The sequence below is a fragment of the Paenibacillus yonginensis genome (genome assembly GCF_001685395.1).
Taxonomy (GTDB): domain Bacteria; phylum Bacillota; class Bacilli; order Paenibacillales; family Paenibacillaceae; genus Fontibacillus; species Fontibacillus yonginensis.
Genome location: NZ_CP014167.1, coordinates 1050088 through 1072574, shown reverse-complemented (window position 1 = coordinate 1072574; position 22487 = coordinate 1050088). Strand labels below are relative to the sequence as shown.

Sequence of the window (22487 nt, the reverse complement as noted above, 5' to 3'; positions counted from 1 at the left end):
TTACAGCTCTTCAACAATAATGTTATGGTTTGTATAAACGCATATATCTGCAGCGACTTTCAGGGCTTCAAAGGCCATTTCTTTTGCGCTCAAACTCTGGGCATGACGCTTCAGCGCCCGCGCTGCGGACAAAGCATAGTTCCCGCCAGAGCCGATGGCCAGTACATCATCATCCGGTTCGATAATTTCGCCGCCTCCGGAGATCAGCAGCATGCCGCTTTTATCCATGACGATCAGAAGCGCTTCAAGCTTGCGCAGTACGCGGTCCTGCCGCCATTCCTTCGCCAGCTCGACAGCCGCCCGCTGCAGGTTGCCATGGTGCTCTTCCAGCTTGCCTTCAAACTTTTCAAAAAGCGTGATCGCATCCGCAACTGAACCGGCAAAGCCGGCCAAAACCTGACCGCGGTATAAACGGCGGACCTTTTTGGCCGTATGCTTCATGATGACGTTCTCGCCAAACGTCACCTGACCGTCGCCTGCAATCGCGCATTGCCCGTTATGCCGGACAGCGCAAATCGTTGTGGCATGAAAAGATAAATCCATCCGTAAGCACCTTCCTTATGATTATTTAAGTCCGGAAGCCGTGATAAACGTTTGTAAAGTATTTAGTGCGCGGTGAGCCAGCGCTTCATATTTTTCTTTCTTTTGTTTGATTCGTGTATCCAGCTTAGGGAACAAGCCAAAGTTGGCATTCATCGGCTGGAAATGTTTGAAATCCGCAGTCGTAATATAACGCGCCATACTGCCTAATGTAGTTTCCTCCGGAAACACGATGCCATCCTGACCGGAAGCTACACGAGCCGCATTAATGCCGGCTATAAGTCCGGATGCAGCCGATTCCACATAACCCTCTACCCCGGTCATCTGCCCGGCAAAAAACAACGTCGGACGGCTCTTGAACTGGTAAGTCGGCTGCATCAGTTTTGGCGAATTAATAAAGGTGTTTCGATGCATGACGCCATAACGGACAAACTCAGCATTCTCAAGTCCCGGGATCATCGAGAAGACCCGTTTCTGTTCGCCCCATTTCAAGTGGGTCTGGAAACCGACCATGTTGTACAATGTGCCTGCTGCGTTATCCTGACGCAGCTGCACAACGGCGTAAGGAAGAGTTCCGGTGTGCGGGTTAATCAAACCTACAGGCTTCATTGGGCCAAACAAAGCGGTCTGTTTCCCGCGCTTCATCATCACTTCGATCGGCATGCAGCCTTCGAAATAAACCTCTTTCTCAAATTCCTTGAGTTGGGCTACTTCAGCTGAAATCAGCGCATCATAAAAAGCGTTAAATTCCTCTTCATTCATCGGACAATTGAGGTAAGCAGCTTCCCCTTTATCATAACGGGAAGCCAGGTACACCTTGTTCATGTCGATGGAATCTTTTTCTATAATCGGAGCGGCCGCATCGTAGAAATAAAAATATTCCTCGCCCATCAGCGCTTTGATCTTCTCGGATAAAGCCGGAGAGGTCAACGGTCCTGTCGCAATCACGACAACCCCGTCCCGGGGAATCTCCTGGATTTCTTCATTGATGACCGTTACCAACGGATGATCATGAAGTGTCCTGGTGATTTCTCCCGAGAAACCTTCCCGGTCGACAGCCAGCGCGCCACCCGCCGGAACCGCGTTGCGATCCGCTGCTCCCAGCACCAGCGAATTCAGCATACGCATCTCTTCCTTAAGTACGCCCACCGCATTTGTCAGCCCGTTAGCCCTAAGCGAATTACTGCAAACCAGCTCGGCAAATTGATTGGTATGATGCGCCGGCGTCTTCACTACCGGACGCATCTCGTATAAAGTGACGGGAACACCGCGGCTTGCAATCTGCCAGGCAGCTTCACTGCCCGCCAAACCTGCGCCAATCACGGTAACCCTATTTGTCTCTGTCAATTGTTACAACCCCCATTATGTTAAAGCTCGGCTGCCTCTTCGTTATCTTCTTCCACCATTTCCGTATGGTCGCAGGAAGTACACTGCAGCTTAATCCCCTGCTTATTGCGTTTCTCGATCATGAGCGAGCCGCAAACCGGACAAGGTTTGGCCGATGGTTTATCCCAAGAAACATAATCGCACTCCGGATAACGGTTACAACCGTAGAAGACACGGCCTTTCTTGCTGCGGCGTTCCACCACATGCCCTTCCTTGCATTTCGGACAGGTGACGCCGATTTCCTTCACGATCGGTTTCGTATTCCGGCAGTCCGGGAACCCGGAGCAGGCCAGAAATTTACCGAAGCGGCCCAGTTTGTAAACCATCGGTTTGCCGCATTTCTCACAAACCTCATCGGAAACCTCATCTTCGATCTCGATTTCCTTCATTTCTTCTTCCGCAACCTCAAGCCGTTTCTCGAAAGACTCATAGAACTCTCCCAATACGCGGACCCAGTCCTCGGAACCTTCTTCAACGTGATCCAGATCCTCTTCCATATTGGCGGTAAATTCAACATCCAGAATTTCCGGGAAGAACTGCTCCATCTGCTCAATGACCAGTTCACCAAGCTCGGTTGGCACAAACTTCTTCTCTTCGATGGCTACGTAACCCCGCTTCTGGATCGTTTCCAGCGTAGGCGCATACGTACTCGGCCTGCCTATGCCCAGTTCCTCAAGCGTCTTGACCAGACGGGCTTCCGTGTATCTTGGAGGCGGCTGTGTGAAATGCTGTTTCGGCTCTATGTTCTCCAGGGACAGCTTGTCACCTTCATGAAGCGGCGGCAGAAATTTATCGTCGTCTGAAGCGGTTCCGTCATCGCTGCCTTCTACATATACCTTCATAAACCCCTGAAAGCGGATTTTGGAGCCGACCGCGCGGAAAACCACATCCCCGGCTTTAATGTCCACGGACATCGTATCTAAAATCGCCGAAGACATTTGGCTCGCCATAAACCGTTCCCAAACCAGTTTATAGAGCTTGAATTGGTCTTTGCTCATAAAAGCTTTGACAGACTCGGGATCCCGCTCAATCGAGGTTGGCCGAATCGCCTCATGCGCATCTTGAGCGTTGGCCGCTCTTTTGGAGTATTGGCGCGGGGTTTCCGGAGCAAAGGTTTCTCCGTACTTTTCCACGATATAAGCTTTGGCTTCTCCTTGCGCCGATTCGGCGATCCGGGTAGAGTCGGTACGCATGTAGGTAATAAGACCAACCGTGCCTTCTTTGCCGAGGTCAACCCCCTCATACAGCTGCTGGGCAACGGACATCGTTTTGGCTGCACGGAAATTCAGCTTGCGGGCCGCCTCCTGCTGAAGCGAACTTGTTGTAAAAGGCGGAGCCGGGTGTCTTTGGCGTTCTTTCTCCTTAACGGTTCCCACCGTATATTCGGCATTTTCAATCGCCTTAAGCACTTCCTGTACATCCGCTTCGCTGCGAAGCTCCTTTTTCTCTCCAGCCAGCTTGTGGAACTTGGCTTCAAAAGCTGTGCTGCCCGTCTTTAATCCGGCGGTAATACTCCAGTATTCTTCAGGCACAAACTCTGAAATTTCATTTTCGCGATCCAAAATGATTTTTACGGCGACCGATTGAACGCGGCCGGCGGACAGTCCCTTTTTGACTTTCTTCCATAAAAGAGGACTGATCTTGTAACCCACCAGCCGGTCGAGAATACGGCGGGCCTGCTGAGCGTTTACCAGATCCATGTTGATCTTGCGCGGCGTCTTGAAGGCATCTTTAACGGCCTGCTTCGTAATTTCATTGAAAACGACCCGGCAGCTTTCGCCCTCCTCCAAATCGAGCACATGGGCCAAATGCCAGGCGATTGCCTCCCCTTCACGATCGGGGTCAGCCGCCAGATAAACTTTTTTGACTTTTTTTCTGGCGTCCTTTAATTCCTTGAGTACGGAACCTTTTCCGCGAATGGTTATATATTTGGGATTAAAATCATTTTCAACCTCAACCCCGATTTGGCTTTTAGGCAAATCTCGTACATGGCCCATCGAAGCTTTCACGATAAATTTACTGCCCAAATATTTGCCGATCGTTTTCGCTTTCGCCGGTGATTCCACGATAACCAATGAATCCGCCATGGGAGAACCCTCCTCTCTTCCTTGCAAAAATACTTGATATCTTCCGTTTGTTTGGCATTATCCGTTTAAATTAATTTATAAATAGAGCCCGGCAGTTGTGCTGCCTGCTTTTTTATGATTAAAGATAACAGAACTGAATGCAAAAGTCCAAACTCCCATCCGCTCAGGGCTAACAGCTCATCAAAACTTCGGTTTCCCTGCTCCAACATATGGTATATGCGGCGTTCATCATCTGTCAACTTGTTTCCATCCTCGGACAGCCTATCGGCTGGGGCAAAGCCGTATTCCTCCAAAATATCGCCGGCTTGTGTGATCAGCTTCGCCCCTTGTTTAATCAGGTTCAAAGCCCCCCTGCTTTTTGGAGAAGTGACGGGTCCCGGTACGGCAAAAACATCCCGGTTCGCCTCCAGCGCCGCATCGGCTGTAATCAAGGAGCCGCTCCGCTCATCCGCCTCTACCACAACCGTTCCCCGGGTTAATCCGGCAATGATCCGGTTGCGCTGTGGAAACAGACCGGGATGAGGCGGCGTACCTATCGGATATTCAGACACAATCAGACCTTTTTCGGCAATCTCCTTATATAGAAACCGGTTCTCTGGAGGATACGGCTGATCAATGGCCGTTCCCAAGACCGCGGTCGTAGCTCCTGCCGCTCTTAATGCTGCCTGATGGCATATGCCGTCAATTCCCCGCGCCAAACCGCTGACCACATTTACCCCCTGCTCGGCCAGCGCACCTGCCAGCATTTCGCCTATTTTGCGGCCATAAGCAGTAGGAACACGGGTGCCCACCATGGCAACGGAGAAGGCGTTAAGCAGTTCTATTTGACCCATGGCATACAGCACCCAAGGCGGCTGAGAAATTTCCTTCAATAATAAGGGGTATTCACTGTCCCAAACCGTAACCGGAACGATTCCTTTGGCCTGCATGGTTTCTAAACGCTCCTGCCGCTTCCCGGCAGCCAGCTCCTGCTTTAAATTCCGGGCAGCAGCCGGCTTCAATCCCCGGCGTTCCCATTCGGCCCCGTCAAAATATTCCGCCTTGTACAGATCCCCCGGCTGCTCCAACAATTTCGCGATCGTTTTCCAGCCGATTCCTCTGGTTCCATCCAGCGCAATCAGGAGTTCCCTTTTCTCCATTTGCTTCAGCACCTTTCCTGCATCTTTATTCCCCTGGACAGACACAAATAAGCAACCCTCCACCCGGATTCGGTTGGAAGGTTGCTTACCTTTACCTGTTTATGCCTATTTGAGAGCCGATAACCATAAATCCTAGCCGCTGTTTGGATGCTAGGGGATATCCAGCCAGAGATTAATGTGTTGTGCAGCCTTCGAGCAGCCCTTTCGCTTCCAGCACCTCAATCAGCGTCGAACCCATTTCAGCTGGTGTAGGAGCGACCTTAATGCCGCACGATTCCAGCTTTTCGATTTTCTCTTTCGCCGTACCTTTACCACCGGAAATAATAGCGCCGGCGTGACCCATTCTTTTTCCAGGAGGTGCGGTAACGCCGCCGATAAATCCTACGACAGGTTTCGTCATATGGTCGCGGACCCATTCGGCTGCTTCCTCTTCCGCTGTACCGCCGATTTCCCCGATCATAATCACCGCATGGGTGTCCGGGTCGTCATTGAAACGGGACAAAATGTCGATAAACTCAGAGCCTTTCACCGGGTCCCCGCCGATACCAACTGCCGTAGATTGTCCCAATCCGCGCGTTGACAGCTGATGAACCGCTTCATATGTCAGAGTTCCGCTCCGGGAAACGACACCTACATGTCCCGGTTGATGAATATAACCCGGCATAATGCCGATTTTGCATGCTCCGGGCGTAATCACGCCAGGGCAGTTAGGCCCGATCAGGACGGTATTTTTACCTTCCATAAACCGTTTGACCTTCACCATGTCGAGTACCGGGATTCCTTCCGTAATACATATCACGAGCTCCATTTCGGCATCAACGGCTTCAATGATCGAATCGGCGGCAAAAGCCGGCGGCACATAGATCACGCTCGCTGTAGCGCCTGTTGCCTCTTTGGCTTCGATAACCGAGTTAAAGATAGGCAGCGTAACAACTTTACCGCCTTCAAGCTCAATGTCGAGGTTCGTTCCGCCTTTGCCCGGAGTGACGCCTCCGACCATTTGCGTTCCGTATTCCAAAGCGCCTCTTGTATGAAACAAGCCTGTAGCTCCCGTTATCCCCTGGGTGATGACTTTCGTATGTTTGTCAATCAAAATGCTCATATCAAAGGCCTCCTTCAAATTCAACGTAGTTAAACCAGGAAACTTTCACGAATCCGGCCGGTATGACTTATAAACCTACGAGACCAGTTCAACGATTTTGCGCGCGCCATCCGCCATGGAATCCGCTGGCACAATGTCGAGGCCCGAATCGGCCAGAATATCCTTGCCAAGCGCTACGTTCGTGCCTTCAAGGCGAACAACGAGCGGACGGCTGAGCCCTACCTGCTTCGCAGCTTCCACAATACCGGAGGCAATAACGTCACAGCGCATAATGCCGCCAAAAATATTAACGAAGATGCCTTTAACCTGCTGGTCGGACAAAATGATTTTGAATGCCTCTGTAACCTTCTCAGCTGTCGCACCGCCCCCTACATCGAGGAAGTTGGCCGGTTCGCCGCCGTAATATTTAATAATATCCATCGTTGCCATCGCCAGACCTGCACCGTTCACCATACAGCCGATATTGCCGTCAAGGGCTATATAACTCAGGTCGAATTTGGAGGCTTCGATTTCCTTCTCGTCTTCTTCTTCCAGGTCCCGCAAAGCCAAAATATCTTTATGGCGGAACAGCGCATTGGAATCAAAATTCAATTTGGCATCCAGCGCCAGCACTTCGCCGTCTCCCGTAACCACAAGCGGGTTAATTTCGGCAATGGAGCAGTCTTTGTCCACAAAGGCCTGATAGAGCGCCTGCATGAACTTGACGGCTTTGTTCACCAGTTCTTTCGGAATGTTAATGGCAAAAGCCAAACGGCGAGCCTGGAACCCTTGCAGGCCGATCGCCGGATCAATGACTTCTTTAAAAATTTTCTCCGGACTTTGTGCGGCTACTTCTTCAATTTCCGTACCGCCTTCTTCAGAGCCCATCATGACCACACGCCCTGTAGAACGGTCAACCACTACGCCGATATAATATTCTTTCTTGATGTCGCAGCCCTGCTCAATCAGCAGTCGCTTCACTTCTTTGCCTTCAGGGCCGGTCTGATGGGTAACAAGCACTTTGCCCAGCAGCTCCTGCGCATAACTTCTTACCTCGTCGAGTCCTTTGGCTACTTTAACTCCGCCCGCTTTGCCGCGGCCGCCTGCATGGATCTGGGCTTTGACCACCACTACCGGGGTGCCCAGCTTCTCGGCCGCCTGGACGGCTTCTTCGACCGTAAAAGCCACATGGCCTTCCGGAACGGCTACACCGTACTGTTTCAATACTTGTTTTCCTTGATATTCATGGATATTCATCTGGTTTGAATCCTCCTATCAACGGACGGTTATGAGGGTAATCAATATAAACCCAACTTATTTTAGCACGTTTTTAAAACGCTTTCCTCAAAAAGTTCAAGAATTATACAAATCTTTTTGATATGAAACCTATTCCGTTTTGAGAACGATTACAACGCTTATACAAAGCCATTTTCCTTGAAGCTGGAATTCGTTATTTTCCGGCAAAAAAACCGCCGCCTATTCGCCAACCGGAAGAACCAGCTTTTTGTCCAGCTGCCGATACTGAATGGCTTCGGCAATATGCTCGGCATGCACCTGCTCGCGATCCTCCAGATCCGCGATCGTACGCCCCAATTTGATGATCCGGTCGTAAGCCCGCATGCTGAGTCCCAACTGCTCAAAAGCCGATTTCATCAACAGCTCGGCGTCCCGGTGAAGATTCACGGTCCTTCTGAGTCTCGCTCCAGTGAGCTCGCTGTTCCAGCTGAGGCCTGTATCGCGCAGCCTGTGGCTCTGCCTTTCCTGGGCAAACAGCACCTGCTGTTTCATCATCTCCGAGGAAATGGGACGTTCCTCTGCCAGCAGTTCCTTAGGACGGGACACCTCCAGCTGTAGATCAATCCGATCCAGCAGCGGACCCGAAATTCGCGACCGATACTGCCGGATCCGCCATGGCGTACAGGTACAGGCTGGGAGCGGGGGCTCGCTGCCGAAGAAGCCGCAGTGGCACGGATTCATCGAAGAAGCGAGCAAAAAAATGCGCCGGATACGTAAATGCCGCCCTGGAGCGGCTGATCGTCACTGTCCGCTCCTCCAGCGGCTGGCGGAGCACTTCGAGCACATTGCGGGAAAATTCCGGCAGCTCATCCAGAAATAAAACCCCTTTATGGGCAAGACTGACCTCCCCCGGCTTTGGAATTCCGCCGCCTCCGATCAATCCCCCCGCCGAAATGGTGTGGTGGGGAGCCCGAAAGGCTCTCCTGCGCAGCAGACCGTGAGAAACTTCCTTGAATTTTCCAGCCGCACTGTATATCTTGGTCACTTCCAGCGCTTCTTCCTCGGACAAGTCGGGTAAGATTCCCGGCAAGCGGCGGATCAGCATCGTTTTTCCCGTGCCCGGCGGACCGATCAAAATAAGATTGTGCATGCCTGCAGCAGCAATGACCAGTGCTCGTTTGACCTGTCTCTGACCGATGACATCGCTAAAATTCTCTGCCGTCGCAGCTTGGCTCGGCTCCCGGCCCTGAGCCGCATGGGCCAGACTCTCCCGCGTATATTCCAGCTTATCCCACGGGTCCATGGCCTCTAAAACCGATGAGACGGACGGATGAGCGGGATCGGCCGAACTCGCTTGAGCTCCTTCGTTCAGAAAAGCCAGCTCTCTCATATGTTGAATGCCATAGACCTTCATTCCCTCGAGCAGCAAGGCCTCTGCAGCATTCTCCGCCGGCAGCAGCACAGAGTCGAAACCTTTCCTGCGCGCCAAATCGACCATCGGCAGAACGCCGGTCACCGGACGGAGTCCTCCATCCAGCGACAGCTCCCCGATCATCATCAGTTTCCCGGGGGCAGGGAGCTGAATTTGCCCGCTGGCCTGCAGCAGACCAAGCGCAATTGCCAAATCAAAAGCCGAACCTTCCTTTCGCAGATCAGCAGGAGCCAGGTTGATCGTAATCCTCTGCAGCGGGAAGGTATACCCGCAGTTCTTGACCGCAGATCTGACACGTTCTACCGCCTCCCGCACCGCCGTATCCGGCAGTCCGATAATCGACACCATCGGCAGTCCGCTGCTTAAGTCGGTCTCCACCTCGATCAAAACGCCGTCGATGCCGTACAAGCAAGCGCTGTACAATTTGCCATACATAACAAAAAACACCCCTTCCGCATTCATGTATCTGCACATGGCTGCAAGAAAAGGTGCTTCCTTATTCTTCCGCACAATTCATTATCAACTTGATTGTAGCTTCCTATATCAGGAAAGTCAAGCGTGTCCCTAACAAGCTAGAAAGCGGCGATAATATGCTCCGTGCTGACCGGCTGACCGGCTTTGTCCAGAATCACCGCCACAACATCAAAACGGACAGAAGAATGTGATTGTCCGGTCTGGTGCAGATAAACGGCTGCCGTGTCCCGGACCTGCCTGATCTTCCGGAGGTTCACCGATTCCGCCGGACTACCGAACCTTAAAGCCCCCGCGCTTCGGCTCCGGACCTCAACAATGACAAGGACTCCGTCCTTGAGTGCAATAATATCCAGCTCTCCGCTTCGGCAGCGCCAGTTGCGCGCGAGAATCCGGTAATTCTCCGCAAGCAGCAGCTCCACAGCCGCCTGTTCGCCTGCCGCTCCAGTCGTTTTGCGCAGATCCTTATAAGCCATAACCGGAACCCTCTTTGGCCGCCCGATCGGTCCGGTAAATAAAACTTAATATTTCCGCCACAAGCGTGTACAGCTCCGGTGGGATCTGCTGATCCAGATCCAGTTTGGACAGAACCTCTACCAAATTGGCGTCTTCCTGCACCGGTATGCCGAATTCTTCGGCGCGTTCCAGGATCTGCTGCGCCATATAGCCTTGCCCTTTGGCTGCTACGGTAGGCGCATCATTAACCGCAGGATCGTATTTAAGAGCAACAGCTTTCTTCCGGTAAAGCGGTTCTTCCGGTTTGGGTTCAAAATGGCTCATATCCGGTAATCCACCCCTCTATAAACGGGAGGCGCATAGGAAGCGGCTCCTGTCTGGGACACCGGATTCTCCGGCTTATCCTCCTCTGTAACATAGGAGGCGGTTCTCAGTGCCACCAAGCGGTAACCGGCTTCCTGAATAGCCGTCCCGATTTCCTCCTGCCTGCCTTCCAAAAAAGCTCCGACGGCTTCGCCTTCACTATGAATTTGCAGAATGACTTTTTTGTCGGCCACCTGAACGTCCACCATCAGTTTGCCAAGCGCAGACATGTTCAAATCAAACCATAACCGGCAGTTGTCCGGGTCCAGCTCGCCTTTTTTTCCTCTGCGCGACTGAATCTGAATGGTTGCGGTTTCTCCGCCGTCCGGCCCTTCAAAGGGCAAAAACATCGTGACCTGGGCAAAAGGAGCCGTGCGGTCGGTATTCAGCAGCAGCTGCTGGCCGGTGAGCTGCTGCACCATCTGTTTTGCGGCCTCCTGCAGCTGCGGCGGCGCGTCAGGGGTATCTATAATTTGAAGCAGAATGCTTTTCAAATTGTCCTTTAAGGCCAGCACGGATGAATCTCCCTGTGCTGGCGTCTGTGCCGGCGAGCCGCTTGCGTTTGGCGAGCCGGAACCCAGTCCGGAGGCTCCCGCAGGAATGTCGCCGGCCACATGCAGAGGGGCCGGAGCTGGAGCAGTCCGGGAGCCGGCAGGCTCTGCCGGGGAAGGCGCTGTCCCCGGAGCTGGTTCGCTGCGGCCGGCAGTAGGGCTTTGCGCTGCCGGCGGGTTTGCGGGCGCTGCCTCAGGCGCGCCCGCGGGATCGCCTGCTCCGGCGGCGGCAGGCGAAGGGCCGCCCTGCCCGGCCGTCGCCGGGGCAAGGGCGGGTGCCCCCGGGGCCGGCACAGCCGCCCCGGGGCTCTGCGCGCCGCTGCCAGCGGCCGGCGGCGCTGTCCCGGCAGCAGCAGGCGCGGCTTCGCCGCCTGCTGCTGCCCTGCCGCCGTCCGCGCTGCGCAAGGACGGCGCTCCGCCCGGCGGCGCGGATTCCGCCGCCGCCGCTTTCGGCGCTGCCTGCTGCAGCAGCGCCCGGCCCGCTTGCTGCTCGTGCTCCGCACCGAGCAGCTTCAGCACCCGGGCCACCCACGACTCCGTGCCGTGGGCGGACCCGGTTGCCGCAGCCCCGCCGGGCGCGGGCTGCGCACCTGCCTGCGCCGCTTCGCCTGGCGCGGCTGTTCCTCCCGCAGCCGTCCCAGCTACGGCTGCGGCTCCCCGGGCGACTCCCGCCTGATCCGGGCGGACGTCGCCCTTTCCAGCTGCGAGCTCGCTGCGCAGCTCGCTGAGCACGCTCTGCAGCTTATTCAGCAGAGCGTCCACCCCAGCTCTGGCGGTGCCCGCAGACGCTCCGCCGGCCGGCCCGCTTTCCGGCATCGCTTCGCCTTGTCCCGCTGCCGGGACAGCGCTCGCAGCCTTTGTTCCTTCGGTCTGCACCGCAGATGGACGCAGGGAGGATGCAGCTGCATCCTCCGCCTTGACGCCGGCTCCTTGAGCCGTCTGTCCGCCTTCCTTAACGGGCTGGCTATCCAGCAGCGAAGCAAGCTGCTCCTCCAAGGCAGCAAGCAGCTGATGAGCAGGCGGACCAAATATAGCCTGGCGAAGTCCGGCCACCACTTCACCGCTTAAGGGAAGACCACGCTGGACCGCTACCGCTGCGGCATTGACCCATTCCGGCAAAGGAACGGCATCCGGTCTGGCCGACAGCGTTCTGACCAAAGCTTCCACCTGCTCCCTTGTAATAGGCAGTCCTGCTTGCTGCATCAGCCGAACGAGCTCCCGGTTGTCGCCGCTGTCGCTCAGCCCCGCAAGCTTCAGCAGCTGTTCCATATTGCCGTCCTGGCCAGGCGCTGCAGTTCCGGACAGCAGTGGCTTAAACACCGTCAGACCGTCCTGTCCGGGAGGCTGGACCTGCATCATCATGGATTGACCCTGCTGGAGAGGCGTTTCAAGAGCCGCTTTTAAACGGACGCCCTGAACCTCGACGACTGCCTCTGTACCATCGTCGGATACGCTGAGAACCGTCCCTCTCACGACCTGGCCTGTCCGCAGCTCAAGCGTTTTGGCTTCGGAAGGCTGGCTTTTGCCCAAAACTCCCTTCACTATTGGGCCGATATTCATCTTTTCTCCCCCTTTCCTGACTTATTTCCGAATTTGCTCACTCTCCCTATTCCCTCAGAACAACTCCTGCTGCTTAGTGAACAAATTCGTCAAGAAACTTCTCCGGTGCATCGGCGTTGGTCCAAGCAGCAGCAGCTGTTCCCTGTGCAGCTTGGTCGCATAACCTTTATGTACAGCAATTCCATATTCAGGATACCTGGCCTCCCATTCCCCTTGGCACAACCGGTCTCTCGTCACCTTGGCAATAATGGATGCCGCAGCAATGGACTGGCTGTTCGCATCTCCTTTAATAATGGCCATTTGCGGGATCGGCAAATCTACTTTTTCCGCGTCCACCAGCAGGAAATCCGGCCTTACCTTCATGCCTTCAACCGCCTGCTTCATCGCCAGCCGCGCCGCCTGTTTAATGTTGATCTTATCTATCGTGGCCGCGTCTACGAAGCCGATTCCTACCGCAAGAGCCGTCTGCATGATTTCTTCAAACAGCTGCTCCCTTTTTTTGGCGCTTAATTTCTTGGAATCGTTGACCCCGTCCAGGATTACACCTTCCGGCAAAATAACCGCAGCCGCAACTACATCCCCGAACAAACAACCTCTTCCAACCTCATCGATCCCGGCGATATGCCGGTAGGATTTCCCCCAATACTCTTTCTCATATACCAGTAAATCTTCCATCGGCAGCTCCTCTTGGTTCAATCTGAAGCAGCAGCCGGTCAACCGGCTGCTTTTGTTCGTTTTACAATGGTTTTTGGCCGTTTCGTCAGCATCTGGTTCAGCTTATCGTCCGGTCCAAGCACATCATAGGGACGGTTCAGCGTCTGCGTCCGCTTCGGTTCCGGGGCTCCTTCTTTCATATATTCCACAAGAACTGCAGGATCATTGTCCGCCCCTCCGGCGTTAACCCGGTAGCCGTTTAGCTGTCCGGCATGGTTCATGCCCCGCTTAACCGTAAACGTAATATCAATGCCCAGGCTCCTGCAAATCTTGATCGTATTTTCCGAAAAAAACGCCATACGGGAAAGCGACCACGTCATACGTATTGCCTACCTCTTCATGGAGCTTCACTTGCGCTTTTAACAAATCCTTATAAATCCGGCTTTCGAACTGTGCCGTTGACTCTTTGTCAGCCTTCCCCTGATAGACGGGCCCAGCCAGCAGCGCCCTGATTTCCCGGTGTTTGGCATCTGCATAAGCATAGCTGTGAGAGTCGTAAGTATGATTAAAAAAGTCCACCCCATGCCGGTGCATCTCCTGAATCTGTTTCCAATTCAGCTTGGGAATCCCGGGATGCTTCGGATTATCAATCGTATTTACAATGACAAAATTGGTCGCCGGAACCTGGTATTGCTGCAGCAAAGGGTAGGCATCCTGATAAAAAGATTCATAACCGTCATCAAAAGTCATCAGCACGGCATTATCAGGCACCGGGGCATGATGCAAAATAAAATCTCTATATTGACCCATCGTAATCCAATGAAAACCATTGGCCTTCATCAGTTCCAGCTGTTCTTTGAACTTGCTTGCCAGCAGTGCCTTCGGATCCGTTTGTGTTTTCGTCACCTCATGGTACATTAGAACAATAACTCCGTCACGGTAATATACCGCATTTGGTGTGGGCACGTCAGAAGGCTTGTGTTTAATAGGAAGCTCCGGGCTTTGTCCGGTATTCGGCATTAGCTTCAGCTTGACTAACATTAAACGAACGTCGTTTTTCAAAATGGTTCTTTGCTGGGTCACAGCTCCACCCAAAATTGCAAATAGAACCAGTATGGCCACGGCAGCGATAATCCCCGACTTTCTTCTCATGATTTCCCCTATCTTTCGCGTTGAACGAAACTCTCCTCGTTTACTAATTACTAGATTAACACATGGAAACGACCCGGCCTAGCCCTTGCCGAATCCGCTCAGCATTACCAATACTCCTAGTTATATATCGGTTACGCAAGACCGTTCCTGCAGTTTTTTGATCACACACAAAAAGCCGCCGGCATAGCCGGCGGCTTGGGACTGCATGTTTCTCTATCATCCTGCCTGTCTTCAGAACGGAGACTCCATCGTATAACGGCCTGTCTTTCCAGCCCGCAGCTCACGCAAAATAATGCCGGAGGCTTTCGCGAGATCGACCCGGCCTCCGCTGACAATGCAGCCCCTCTTCCGGCCGATCGCCTCCATGATTGCCACGATTTCATCCGGATTCTCAAAATCCTGCGGCTGCGCCTGCTCCAGGCCATAACGTTCCTTAAGCGGCTCCCAATAATAACGGGCCAAATATTTGACTGCAAAAAATGCGATATCCTCCACATTAAGGATTTCTTCTTTGATCGCACCCGTCACCGCCAGGCGGTAACCTACGTTTTGATCCTCGAATTTAGGCCATAAAATTCCCGGTGTATCCAGGAGTTCCATTTCGGTACCTACCTTAATCCACTGCTGGCCTTTGGTTACGCCCGGGCGGTCGCCCGTAACCGCTATGTTTCTGCCGGCAAGCCGGTTAATCAGCGTTGATTTGCCCACATTGGGAATCCCTACGATTAACGCCCGTACAGGCCGCGGTTTGATCCCTTTGGCGATTTGCCGTTCAATTTTTTCCTTAAACAGCTCTCTGGCTTTATTCGGAATATCTTTTGTCCCTTGCCCGGTTGAAGCATTTACTTCCAGAGCCGTATGACCTTCTGCCGTAAAATAATTCAGCCATTCCTTCGTCATTTGCGGATCAGCCAAGTCCGATTTGTTCAAGACGATCATTCTCGGCTTGCCGCTTAAAATTTCATCAACCATCGGATTACGGCTTGAGAGCGGCAGTCTGGCATCCACGAGCTCGATCACTACATCAATGAGCCCCAGTTTCTCCTGAATCTGCCGCCGCGCCTTGGTCATATGCCCGGGGAACCACTGGATTGTCATGATTATTCACCTCTAGTTCCCTTTTACTTTTCCCTTAAAGCCTTATAAAATGTATATCCTTGAACGGCCAGAAAACAAGATCGGCGCGCCCCACAATATCCTTGTACGGTATGTAACCGATCATACGGCTGTCTTCGCTGTCAGAGCGGTTGTCGCCCATAACAAACAAATGGCCCTTCGGCACCGTGCCTTCCGTAAACTGCTCATTTGGGAAGTGACGCCGCGGATCCTGAGTATCGTCATTATATAACCTGTTCTCCTGATGAGCCGCTGCAATCGCATCCTTCAAATAAGGTTCATCCAGCACTTTACCGTTGACCGTTACTGTATCGCCGTCCACCTTCACCGTATCACCGGGTACTGCAATCACCCGTTTAATAAAGTCTCGTCCTTCAGTCGGAACATGGAAGACGATGACATCCCCTTGTTTCGGCTTTCTTATATGATAAATGACTTTATTGACGATAATTCTTTCGCCGGTATGAAAGTTTGGCTGCATGGAAGGACCGTCTACAATAAAGGGCGTAAACAGAACCCAGCGGATCAGGAGAACCAGCACAACGGCGATGATGATGGCTTTCAGCCACTCGGCCGCTTCATTTTTCCTTTGATCCGGAACCTGCCCGGATTGCTTCTGCTCCTGGTATGACTGCTCCATCAAAATCACGCCCCCATTTATCCAATTAAATGCAAAACAGCCGGGTTCGGCCGGTTTGACGTTTATTTTTAGATAAAGCAAGGGGGCTTGATAAACAAGCCCCCTGTTGGTCGTAAATATAAATTAACGACGCACTTCTTTAATTCTCGCTGCTTTACCACGAAGTTCACGAAGATAGTACAGCTTCGCACGACGCACTTTACCACGGCGAGCCACTTCGATTTTATCGAGTTTTGGGGAATGAAGCGGGAAAGTTCTTTCCACACCTACACCATTGGAAATTTTACGAACTGTAAAAGTTTCGCTGATTCCACCACCGCGACGCTTGATAACAACACCTTCAAACAACTGGATACGCTCACGAGATCCCTCGATAACCTTAACGTGCACTTTCAAAGTGTCACCAGGACGAAAGCTCGGGATATCCTTGCGAAGTTGTTCCTGCGTAATCGCTTGAACGATATTCATCTATGACTCCCTCCTTCCACTCAGGTGTTCTTGCCTCTTCCGGAGACTCCCATGTCTCCCTCATTATCCGCAGAGGACCACCGAATTCACAACAAATGAATTTTATCACATTTAGAGAGGCAAAAGCAAGATAAAATGTGCATCCTGATTATGCCCCAGAAAGATGAATTTCTCCATTATTAAGAAGGAAATGACCACTAACTTTTCATTCCACTAAATAAAATTATAGAGGGTTCAAAATGAAGAGTAAAGTGGTCAAGTTAATTTTGAAGATAGTGTTCATTATTTAAATAGACAGTAATGTATTTTTTATTCTCAGATCAAACTCTTCACCCGAATCCGTTGCCAAATGTACACTACTGGGTCACTAACCAAACTAACCTTTAATTGTACATAACCAAGTGCTATGCCCTTAACAACGCATGATGTACCCGTTTGACTTGTAATTTCCGCTAACGTTGTTGTTGATACTTGATCATCAGCAAACAGTTCCCACTTTACCGGTTCGTTTACTACATTATTGCTCTCCGCTACAACGGCGTTATAGGTTCTTGTGTATCCCTTATTGATTTGCTCCAAATCGCCTGTACTTGTCAGGCTAATTGTATATCCCGCAGGTGTATCCTTGACTGTTACCGTTACTGTATCGCGTATACGCTCGTTTGTGGCGTTAGCAACAGTAATTGTCGCTTGACCTGCTGTAATTCCTGTTACAATGCCGTTAGCGTCTACGGTTGCAATGGTTATGTCTGACGAAGAGAACTTCACAGGTGCATCCTCTGCGCTTGTCCAATTGAGTTGATGTGTATTACCTACTGTTAGTTCAATGCCGTTGCTCACAAAATCAACTGGACAACTTAACCCTCCTGCAATGCCATTAATGAGATCATCCGCTTGTTCATCGATTAAATCCTTCTCGCAAGTGAGTATGAGCATCCCCGGCTTGCTAAATCGGTCAATGCCGGTTACTTTAAACGCTTGACCGTACAAAAGAAACCTGGCATCAATTTTAAAGTCAAAATCCTTAATTGCATCATTAGAAATTACAGTTATGTCCCCATCTGGCATAGACAGTACACGCCCATCAATTACACCTAAATTGCTTGTATTAATATAACAATCTAGGTAATAAAATCGACATTTTGAATTGACTATGATGTGATGCGGTAGATGCCTCATAATTCCCTTATATTTGTTGTATCTCTGTCCATTGACTTCGCTGATAATCATATATTTTTTGCCGCTATAAACAACAATATCACCACGTTTAAGGGGCGATAAGGAAGAAATACGTCGATCATCATAGTTTTGCTCTAGGTTTGTGTTAGTGATTAAGGCCTTAACTGGATTATCATTAATTAATACATCGCTGCCCATTTGATCCAGCAAGAAAGTAAAATCATCTATATTATTATCAAATAGATTTATCATTATACTACTCCTTAATTGCCAAACAGCATAAACGTATTACTTCCATGATCGGATTCGTTGATTGTCATTGTTCTAATTTTACGCTCTAACTGATCTATTCTGTTTTGCAATGAATCGGCAAAATCAGAAACAGTAATATCGTCTTGCTTATATGACTTCATGAGCGTTGGGTTGTTGGCAACACTATTTAATATCGCCAACGCTGAAGAATAGATTTTTCGCTTTGCTGTATTAGATGAAGCGTCATATTCATCATCAGGATTCGTAATCCCTTCTTCGACAAGATAGACGGATAGTTGATCTGGTGTCAAAGAAATTCCTTTTGTTTCGAGTTGCAAACGTTCGATATTTGTCATTTTGAATACTCCTTTAGTTCAAAAACGTTTTAGAAAAGAAAAAAACCGCCAAGATTGGCGGCTCGAAAAATTAAGTTTTAGAAATAAGAATAACCAAAGTCATTGCTCTCAGTAATTATTTTATTTTCCTTAATTGTGACAAGTTTTAAATTATATTTATAAAACTTTAATTTTGATTCTAATTGTGTCCAAGAATCTCCAGCAAAAATTGACTGCAGAAGTTCCTTATCGTAATCATATATTGTTCCATCGCTTGTAGTATTTTTAGAAACAATTAATAAATAGTACATTCCAGCTGGGATATCCTCAATAATATAGTTTCCATTTCCGTCTGCCTTTCCAGTATAAATACCATCAGTACCTTGGGGAATTGAGGACAAAGTTAAAGTAAAAAGTGAATCCCTTAATTTATCATTATGTATTACAGGTATTAATGCAATATTAGCTCCGACATCTGCTTTTGTTCCAATAAATTTATTGTATTGCCATGTTATAGTGCCCTTAATTCCCCCAAGTTTTGTTTTTTCATAGTCATATAAACTTGAAGAGTCCACATTACCGGTTGTACCGCTAGAGGTATTAAAACTGATCGTATCGCGCTGGAGATTTACACTATAACCTAAACTGTTTGCAACTTCCCTAACAGGAAGATATGTAGTGTTATTTATCACAACTGGTGTATTAGTCAGCTTTTTTTCTACACCATTAACGACAAATTTAAAACTCTTTGGAATAGCTTTTAAACTTTCTGCAGCATAAGAAACCCCGCTAAAGAAAACTGCACCACAGAGAAAAGCCGAAACAATTTTGATTTTATTATTCACTTCCCAATTCCTCCAAACCTAATATTTTCCACATCATGATACCATTTTCGACAAAATGAGTCTATGGGATCAGATGAAAAAAATAGTTAGTGGTCTATGTATACTAGTCTTTTTATCTATCCTTTTCTGATTTTCTCCGGGGGTGTGTATTTAGGTCTGCTCAGCCCCCAACTTTTGGGATAGGGGTATCTGGATATATTTGTTAATTTATATATACCCTACCAATTTAATCTCCAGCAATTCTAGCCTTCATTCCATCAGATCATACAGATAGTGCAAATCAGCAGCAAAAACAGTAAAAATTCCAGAAAATACGCAAAAATCTGACCACTAACTACACCAGATTGTGTTCCAAATACTACACAACAAACCTTATATAGTAGATATCCCAAGACAACAGAAAAATAAGCTAGAATACCATAAAATTACAAATAGTATATAAAATTTGAACGTTTTTTAGACTTTACGCCTGTTTTTTATCATTAGTACCAGATATTAAATCTTTATAGTAACAGGCGCGCAAAATTTAGCTATATACCTTTTTGGGCTTAATTATATAAATCAATGCAAATATTATAATTGTTCCTCTACATGATTACCATTTTTTGTTATCTTATCTAGCTCTCCTTGTACGTCTGTCACATATGGATTATACTCTAGCAGCGTTTCTAGGCTAATCCCCCGCATCTCGTATAATGTCTTTAGGTTTTCGACAATCTCCTTGTCGTTCGACGGTCTAGCAAACTGGAATACAATACCCAATGTGTCAAATTGCTCATCAGTAAACTTTGTCCCCATACTAGCAAGTAATACTCTAAATTTATCAAATCTTTGCTCAATACCTTCACGTAAGAATTTACTATTCAAAGCACCTTTCATATCCGCTAATGAAAAGAGTAAACGAATTGAAACTTCGCTTAAATTGCTGACATCCGTCTTACTCATACTGATTGCTGGCACATGCGCTATATCTAATAATGCACTAGTTAGCGTCTTGTACAGTGTTTCAAAGGCTTGGTGGTCAAATTTGTTCTGCGCAAAGAAGAAGTCTGCATTATCATCCAGGACAATTCCACCACCTACAATATCCTTAGGTATTCCATCACCCTTAAGTTGTTGACCCCGCAATACCGGAATCCCTGTTATATAATGATCATAGCTATTGATTGCCTTACTTAGTAAATCCTCCATATTGTCAAGGATAGGCAAAATGTCTAATAAATCTGATCGTCCCAGATATCCTATCTCGCTTTGATTACAATAGATAATAGGCAAGCCAGCAGGATTGCTATAGCTTCCGATCTGTCTTATGTCGCCGCCATCGTCGCTATGCCTTTCTAGTTTGTCGGAATAGTATAAATTATAATAGCTAACATTGTCCACACAATAGTGCTCGATCATTGAGATATACTCCCCGTGATGATCATACACCGGATAGCAGTCAGCAGGATCAAGCAATTTTGATTTGATTTGCCCCTTATCGATATAAATATATTCTGCAACAAACCCATATTTTGTCATTTTGTCCAATATATCATAGTCAACCTGATTATACTTGCCACGCTTATAGACTCTCTTAATTGCATCAGTCACAGCCTTATCACCTGTTAGAGTAATAGGATTAGCTATCACATAGCCAACGCTAAAATTAAGGATGGTCTTAGCATATTGCAATACGATTTTACGCGGTTCGTATACCTTGCCATTGTAACTGTAGTTAGGCTTGTTTAAAATTTTATGATAGCCGCTTAGATACTCTTTGATATTTAAGATTGTATTTACTCTTTGCTGATTATCAACTCTATTAACTTCCTCGAGAAACCAATAATCTTTACTCAATTAACCCACCTCAACATAGTATTTATTCGCTTTAATCCCTTGAATCGCAAGCATAAACGAAATGACTAAATCGTCATGTTGGGTACGGGATTTATTTTCTGCTTTGCCATCTTTATCTACAAAAGTCTGCATCTGTTTTAACGTCTCTCTACAATTAATTTGCACTAATTGACACTCAAACATCTCTTTTGCGTCCGTTACTGCTTTATTTTTGGTGACGCTATTACTATTCCAACCCAGTTGGAGCCTTGTTTTACCTTTGTCAAAATGACGATGTTTAAATAAATTAAGGTATGGACTTTCTACCTCTCTCAGGCGTTCCAAAATACTTGTACCAAATCCATTACGCTCAATGACCAGAAAGGCATAGTTAAAAAACAGCCCTATTTCTCGGACGATCTCCGTAAACTTATATACAGGGATATCATTCCTAAAAAATGATGCGTATTGTTGACCATCCGCACCAAAGACGCTAATCGTCGAATAGTCATTACCGCTACCAGATGCAACGTCAACTCCGGCAAACATACGTTGTTTCGGTCTTGGTAGATGATATATTTCCAATCCTTTTTCTATATATTGTCTTAAAATATCTGGAAAATTCTCATGTTTTAGGATTTCTTCTTTGGTAATTGGGGGAAGTATATAGTTTATGGCATCTGCTATTCTAGTTTGGTCAAATATTGATCTACCAGTATTAATAAACGCTTGGATATCTGTAGCGGGGTATTCTTGATAAAATTGATTCTTATCTTTATCTTGCAATATGTATTCGCGCCACATGAGCATATTGAGGGAGCATCCAGCATCATGTAGTTGCTTCTGTTCGGGGCTTAAATCTCTTGTACTTAGCCGTTGTCCTCTATTTGTGGATTTGTACCAGTTTACAGCTTCCTTGATATCAAAAGCGAATTGCTTTTCGTACGCCGAAGCGTAAAAGGGGAAGAAGAACGCTTTGTACTTACTCAATCCTTTTGTTGCCCGATCATATAGCTGTTGGAATTGATTAAATCCATTTGCCGTGGATTCCAATACAATTTTGCTTTTTTCCGTTTTTTGAAGGGCTGGCTCCAACGATAGTAAGACCTCATCTAAATCACCGTAAAAAGCCGCCTCAGACAGGAGCACAATCATCAGATTCATCCCGCGTCCTAGGTCTTTATGTCCCGTTGTTGTGCTGCGGATTGTACTACCATTGCTCAAAACCAGTTCGTCGCGATTATCTCTCACAGTTGAGGGAAAAATATTATTGTATTTATCTCTCGGTAGATGTTGGTTCATTCGTTTGAGTTTCGCAAACAAATCCTTTGCACTATCACCTTTATAAGACACAATTAAATAGTTTGTATTGGGATTTGTGATTGCCATCCACAGACAGTAGGCCAGCGAAGCCGTTGTAAATCCCAACTGTCTCGGCTTTAGTATTAGATTATATTTGCCAGCATTGTCAATAAAATATTGTTGCTGGTCATTTAATATAAACGGTACAAGTTCGCCATCATTATTTACTATTTTGACAAAATTCTTGCAAAATAGAGGAAACGAACTCATAATCTTATCAATTTTTTGCCTTTTGGTTAACGCCATTTACATTATCCTTTCGAAAAGATAAAAAGAGTGACGGGAAACGCCACTCATCTACAATATATGGTATTGCTTGTACAAGTAATAGATTGGCCACAAGGGCGATACCATAATTCGTTTT

General features: G+C 48.5%; 20 protein-coding genes and 1 pseudogene. All 21 read right to left on the bottom strand.

Going from position 1 to position 22487, the window contains the following annotated elements:
• Entirely contained in the window at positions 1 to 543 is a 543-nt protein-coding gene (gene hslV / locus AWM70_RS04925) for an ATP-dependent protease subunit HslV (protein WP_068694600.1), read from the bottom strand.
• Between the two features lie 21 nt (positions 544 to 564).
• Entirely contained in the window at positions 565 to 1887 is a 1323-nt protein-coding gene (gene trmFO, locus AWM70_RS04920) for an FADH(2)-oxidizing methylenetetrahydrofolate--tRNA-(uracil(54)-C(5))-methyltransferase TrmFO (RefSeq protein ID WP_068694599.1), read from the bottom strand.
• Between the two features lie 20 nt (positions 1888 to 1907).
• The gene (gene topA / locus AWM70_RS04915) at positions 1908 to 4013 is read right to left on the bottom strand and encodes a type I DNA topoisomerase (RefSeq protein WP_068694598.1); all 2106 of its coding nucleotides are present in this window, start codon (positions 4011 to 4013) and stop codon (positions 1908 to 1910) included.
• A gap of 65 nt (positions 4014 to 4078) precedes the next feature.
• Positions 4079 to 5152 carry a DNA-processing protein DprA gene (gene dprA / locus AWM70_RS04910; RefSeq protein WP_068700375.1) on the bottom strand — a complete coding sequence of 358 codons (1074 nt, stop codon included), beginning with the start codon at positions 5150 to 5152 and terminating at the stop codon, positions 4079 to 4081.
• Between the two features lie 172 nt (positions 5153 to 5324).
• Entirely contained in the window at positions 5325 to 6254 is a 930-nt protein-coding gene (gene sucD / locus AWM70_RS04905) for a succinate--CoA ligase subunit alpha (RefSeq protein WP_068694597.1), read from the bottom strand.
• 75 nt (positions 6255 to 6329) lie between these two features.
• Positions 6330 to 7490: an ADP-forming succinate--CoA ligase subunit beta gene (gene sucC, locus AWM70_RS04900; RefSeq protein WP_068694596.1), complete on the bottom strand. Its 1161-nt coding sequence runs from the start codon at positions 7488 to 7490 to the stop codon at positions 6330 to 6332.
• 219 nt (positions 7491 to 7709) lie between these two features.
• A pseudogene (locus AWM70_RS04895) lies at positions 7710 to 9336 on the bottom strand (YifB family Mg chelatase-like AAA ATPase).
• Positions 9337 to 9473: 137 nt separating this feature from the next.
• Entirely contained in the window at positions 9474 to 9848 is a 375-nt protein-coding gene (locus AWM70_RS04890; RefSeq protein ID WP_068694595.1) for a YraN family protein, read from the bottom strand.
• The gene (locus tag AWM70_RS04885) at positions 9838 to 10152 is read right to left on the bottom strand and encodes an EscU/YscU/HrcU family type III secretion system export apparatus switch protein (protein WP_068694594.1); all 315 of its coding nucleotides are present in this window, start codon (positions 10150 to 10152) and stop codon (positions 9838 to 9840) included. Before AWM70_RS04885 ends, AWM70_RS04890 begins: the two co-directional genes overlap by 11 nt.
• A complete protein-coding gene (locus AWM70_RS04880; RefSeq protein ID WP_068694593.1) occupies positions 10149 to 12302 on the bottom strand; it encodes a hypothetical protein in 2154 nt (717 codons plus the stop codon). Before AWM70_RS04880 ends, AWM70_RS04885 begins: the two co-directional genes overlap by 4 nt.
• A 54-nt stretch (positions 12303 to 12356) precedes the next feature.
• A complete protein-coding gene (locus AWM70_RS04875) occupies positions 12357 to 12998 on the bottom strand; it encodes a ribonuclease HII (protein ID WP_099093135.1) in 642 nt (213 codons plus the stop codon).
• A gap of 17 nt (positions 12999 to 13015) precedes the next feature.
• The gene (locus AWM70_RS23720) at positions 13016 to 13315 is read right to left on the bottom strand and encodes a hypothetical protein (RefSeq protein ID WP_068694591.1); all 300 of its coding nucleotides are present in this window, start codon (positions 13313 to 13315) and stop codon (positions 13016 to 13018) included.
• Positions 13263 to 14108, bottom strand: a complete 846-nt coding sequence (locus tag AWM70_RS04865) for a polysaccharide deacetylase family protein (protein ID WP_068694590.1) — start codon at positions 14106 to 14108, stop codon at positions 13263 to 13265. Before AWM70_RS04865 ends, AWM70_RS23720 begins: the two co-directional genes overlap by 53 nt.
• Before the next feature lie 231 nt (positions 14109 to 14339).
• Positions 14340 to 15206, bottom strand: coding sequence for a ribosome biogenesis GTPase YlqF (ylqF, locus tag AWM70_RS04860; RefSeq protein WP_068694589.1), 867 nt, complete (start codon positions 15204 to 15206; stop codon positions 14340 to 14342).
• Positions 15207 to 15240: 34 nt separating this feature from the next.
• A complete protein-coding gene (lepB, locus tag AWM70_RS04855; protein WP_068694588.1) occupies positions 15241 to 15864 on the bottom strand; it encodes a signal peptidase I in 624 nt (207 codons plus the stop codon).
• 123 nt (positions 15865 to 15987) lie between these two features.
• Entirely contained in the window at positions 15988 to 16332 is a 345-nt protein-coding gene (gene rplS, locus AWM70_RS04850) for a 50S ribosomal protein L19 (protein WP_068619397.1), read from the bottom strand.
• Between the two features lie 315 nt (positions 16333 to 16647).
• Positions 16648 to 17763 carry an Ig-like domain-containing protein gene (locus AWM70_RS04845; protein ID WP_068694587.1) on the bottom strand — a complete coding sequence of 372 codons (1116 nt, stop codon included), beginning with the start codon at positions 17761 to 17763 and terminating at the stop codon, positions 16648 to 16650.
• 11 nt (positions 17764 to 17774) lie between these two features.
• A complete protein-coding gene (locus AWM70_RS04840; protein ID WP_068694586.1) occupies positions 17775 to 18119 on the bottom strand; it encodes a hypothetical protein in 345 nt (114 codons plus the stop codon).
• Between the two features lie 77 nt (positions 18120 to 18196).
• Positions 18197 to 18943 carry a stalk domain-containing protein gene (locus AWM70_RS04835; protein ID WP_068694585.1) on the bottom strand — a complete coding sequence of 249 codons (747 nt, stop codon included), beginning with the start codon at positions 18941 to 18943 and terminating at the stop codon, positions 18197 to 18199.
• Positions 18944 to 19516: 573 nt separating this feature from the next.
• Complete coding sequence (locus AWM70_RS04830) at positions 19517 to 20782, bottom strand: phage portal protein (protein ID WP_068694584.1); 1266 nt, start codon at positions 20780 to 20782, stop codon at positions 19517 to 19519.
• Entirely contained in the window at positions 20783 to 22369 is a 1587-nt protein-coding gene (locus tag AWM70_RS04825; protein ID WP_068694583.1) for a terminase large subunit domain-containing protein, read from the bottom strand. It lies immediately after the preceding gene.
• Positions 22370 to 22487 lie beyond the last annotated feature (118 nt).

Bases quoted from the DNA above. Each gene is read 5' to 3' on its own strand.
- hslV (WP_068694600.1), bottom strand. From the start codon at position 543: ATGGATTTATCTTTTCATGCCACAACGATTTGCGCTGTCCGGCATAAC.
- topA (WP_068694598.1), bottom strand. From the start codon at position 4,013: ATGGCGGATTCATTGGTTATCGTGGAATCACCGGCGAAAGCGAAAACG.
- dprA (WP_068700375.1), bottom strand. From the start codon at position 5,152: ATGGAGAAAAGGGAACTCCTGATTGCGCTGGATGGAACCAGAGGAATC.
- sucD (WP_068694597.1), bottom strand. From the start codon at position 6,254: ATGAGCATTTTGATTGACAAACATACGAAAGTCATCACCCAGGGGATA.
- sucC (WP_068694596.1), bottom strand. From the start codon at position 7,490: ATGAATATCCATGAATATCAAGGAAAACAAGTATTGAAACAGTACGGT.
- AWM70_RS04890 (WP_068694595.1), bottom strand. From the start codon at position 9,848: ATGGCTTATAAGGATCTGCGCAAAACGACTGGAGCGGCAGGCGAACAG.
- AWM70_RS04885 (WP_068694594.1), bottom strand. From the start codon at position 10,152: ATGAGCCATTTTGAACCCAAACCGGAAGAACCGCTTTACCGGAAGAAA.
- AWM70_RS04880 (WP_068694593.1), bottom strand. From the start codon at position 12,302: ATGAATATCGGCCCAATAGTGAAGGGAGTTTTGGGCAAAAGCCAGCCT.
- AWM70_RS23720 (WP_068694591.1), bottom strand. From the start codon at position 13,315: ATGGCGTTTTTTTCGGAAAATACGATCAAGATTTGCAGGAGCCTGGGC.
- AWM70_RS04865 (WP_068694590.1), bottom strand. From the start codon at position 14,108: ATGAGAAGAAAGTCGGGGATTATCGCTGCCGTGGCCATACTGGTTCTA.
- ylqF (WP_068694589.1), bottom strand. From the start codon at position 15,206: ATGACAATCCAGTGGTTCCCCGGGCATATGACCAAGGCGCGGCGGCAG.
- lepB (WP_068694588.1), bottom strand. From the start codon at position 15,864: ATGGAGCAGTCATACCAGGAGCAGAAGCAATCCGGGCAGGTTCCGGAT.
- rplS (WP_068619397.1), bottom strand. From the start codon at position 16,332: ATGAATATCGTTCAAGCGATTACGCAGGAACAACTTCGCAAGGATATC.
- AWM70_RS04845 (WP_068694587.1), bottom strand. From the start codon at position 17,763: ATGATAAATCTATTTGATAATAATATAGATGATTTTACTTTCTTGCTG.
- AWM70_RS04840 (WP_068694586.1), bottom strand. From the start codon at position 18,119: ATGACAAATATCGAACGTTTGCAACTCGAAACAAAAGGAATTTCTTTG.
- AWM70_RS04825 (WP_068694583.1), bottom strand. From the start codon at position 22,369: ATGGCGTTAACCAAAAGGCAAAAAATTGATAAGATTATGAGTTCGTTT.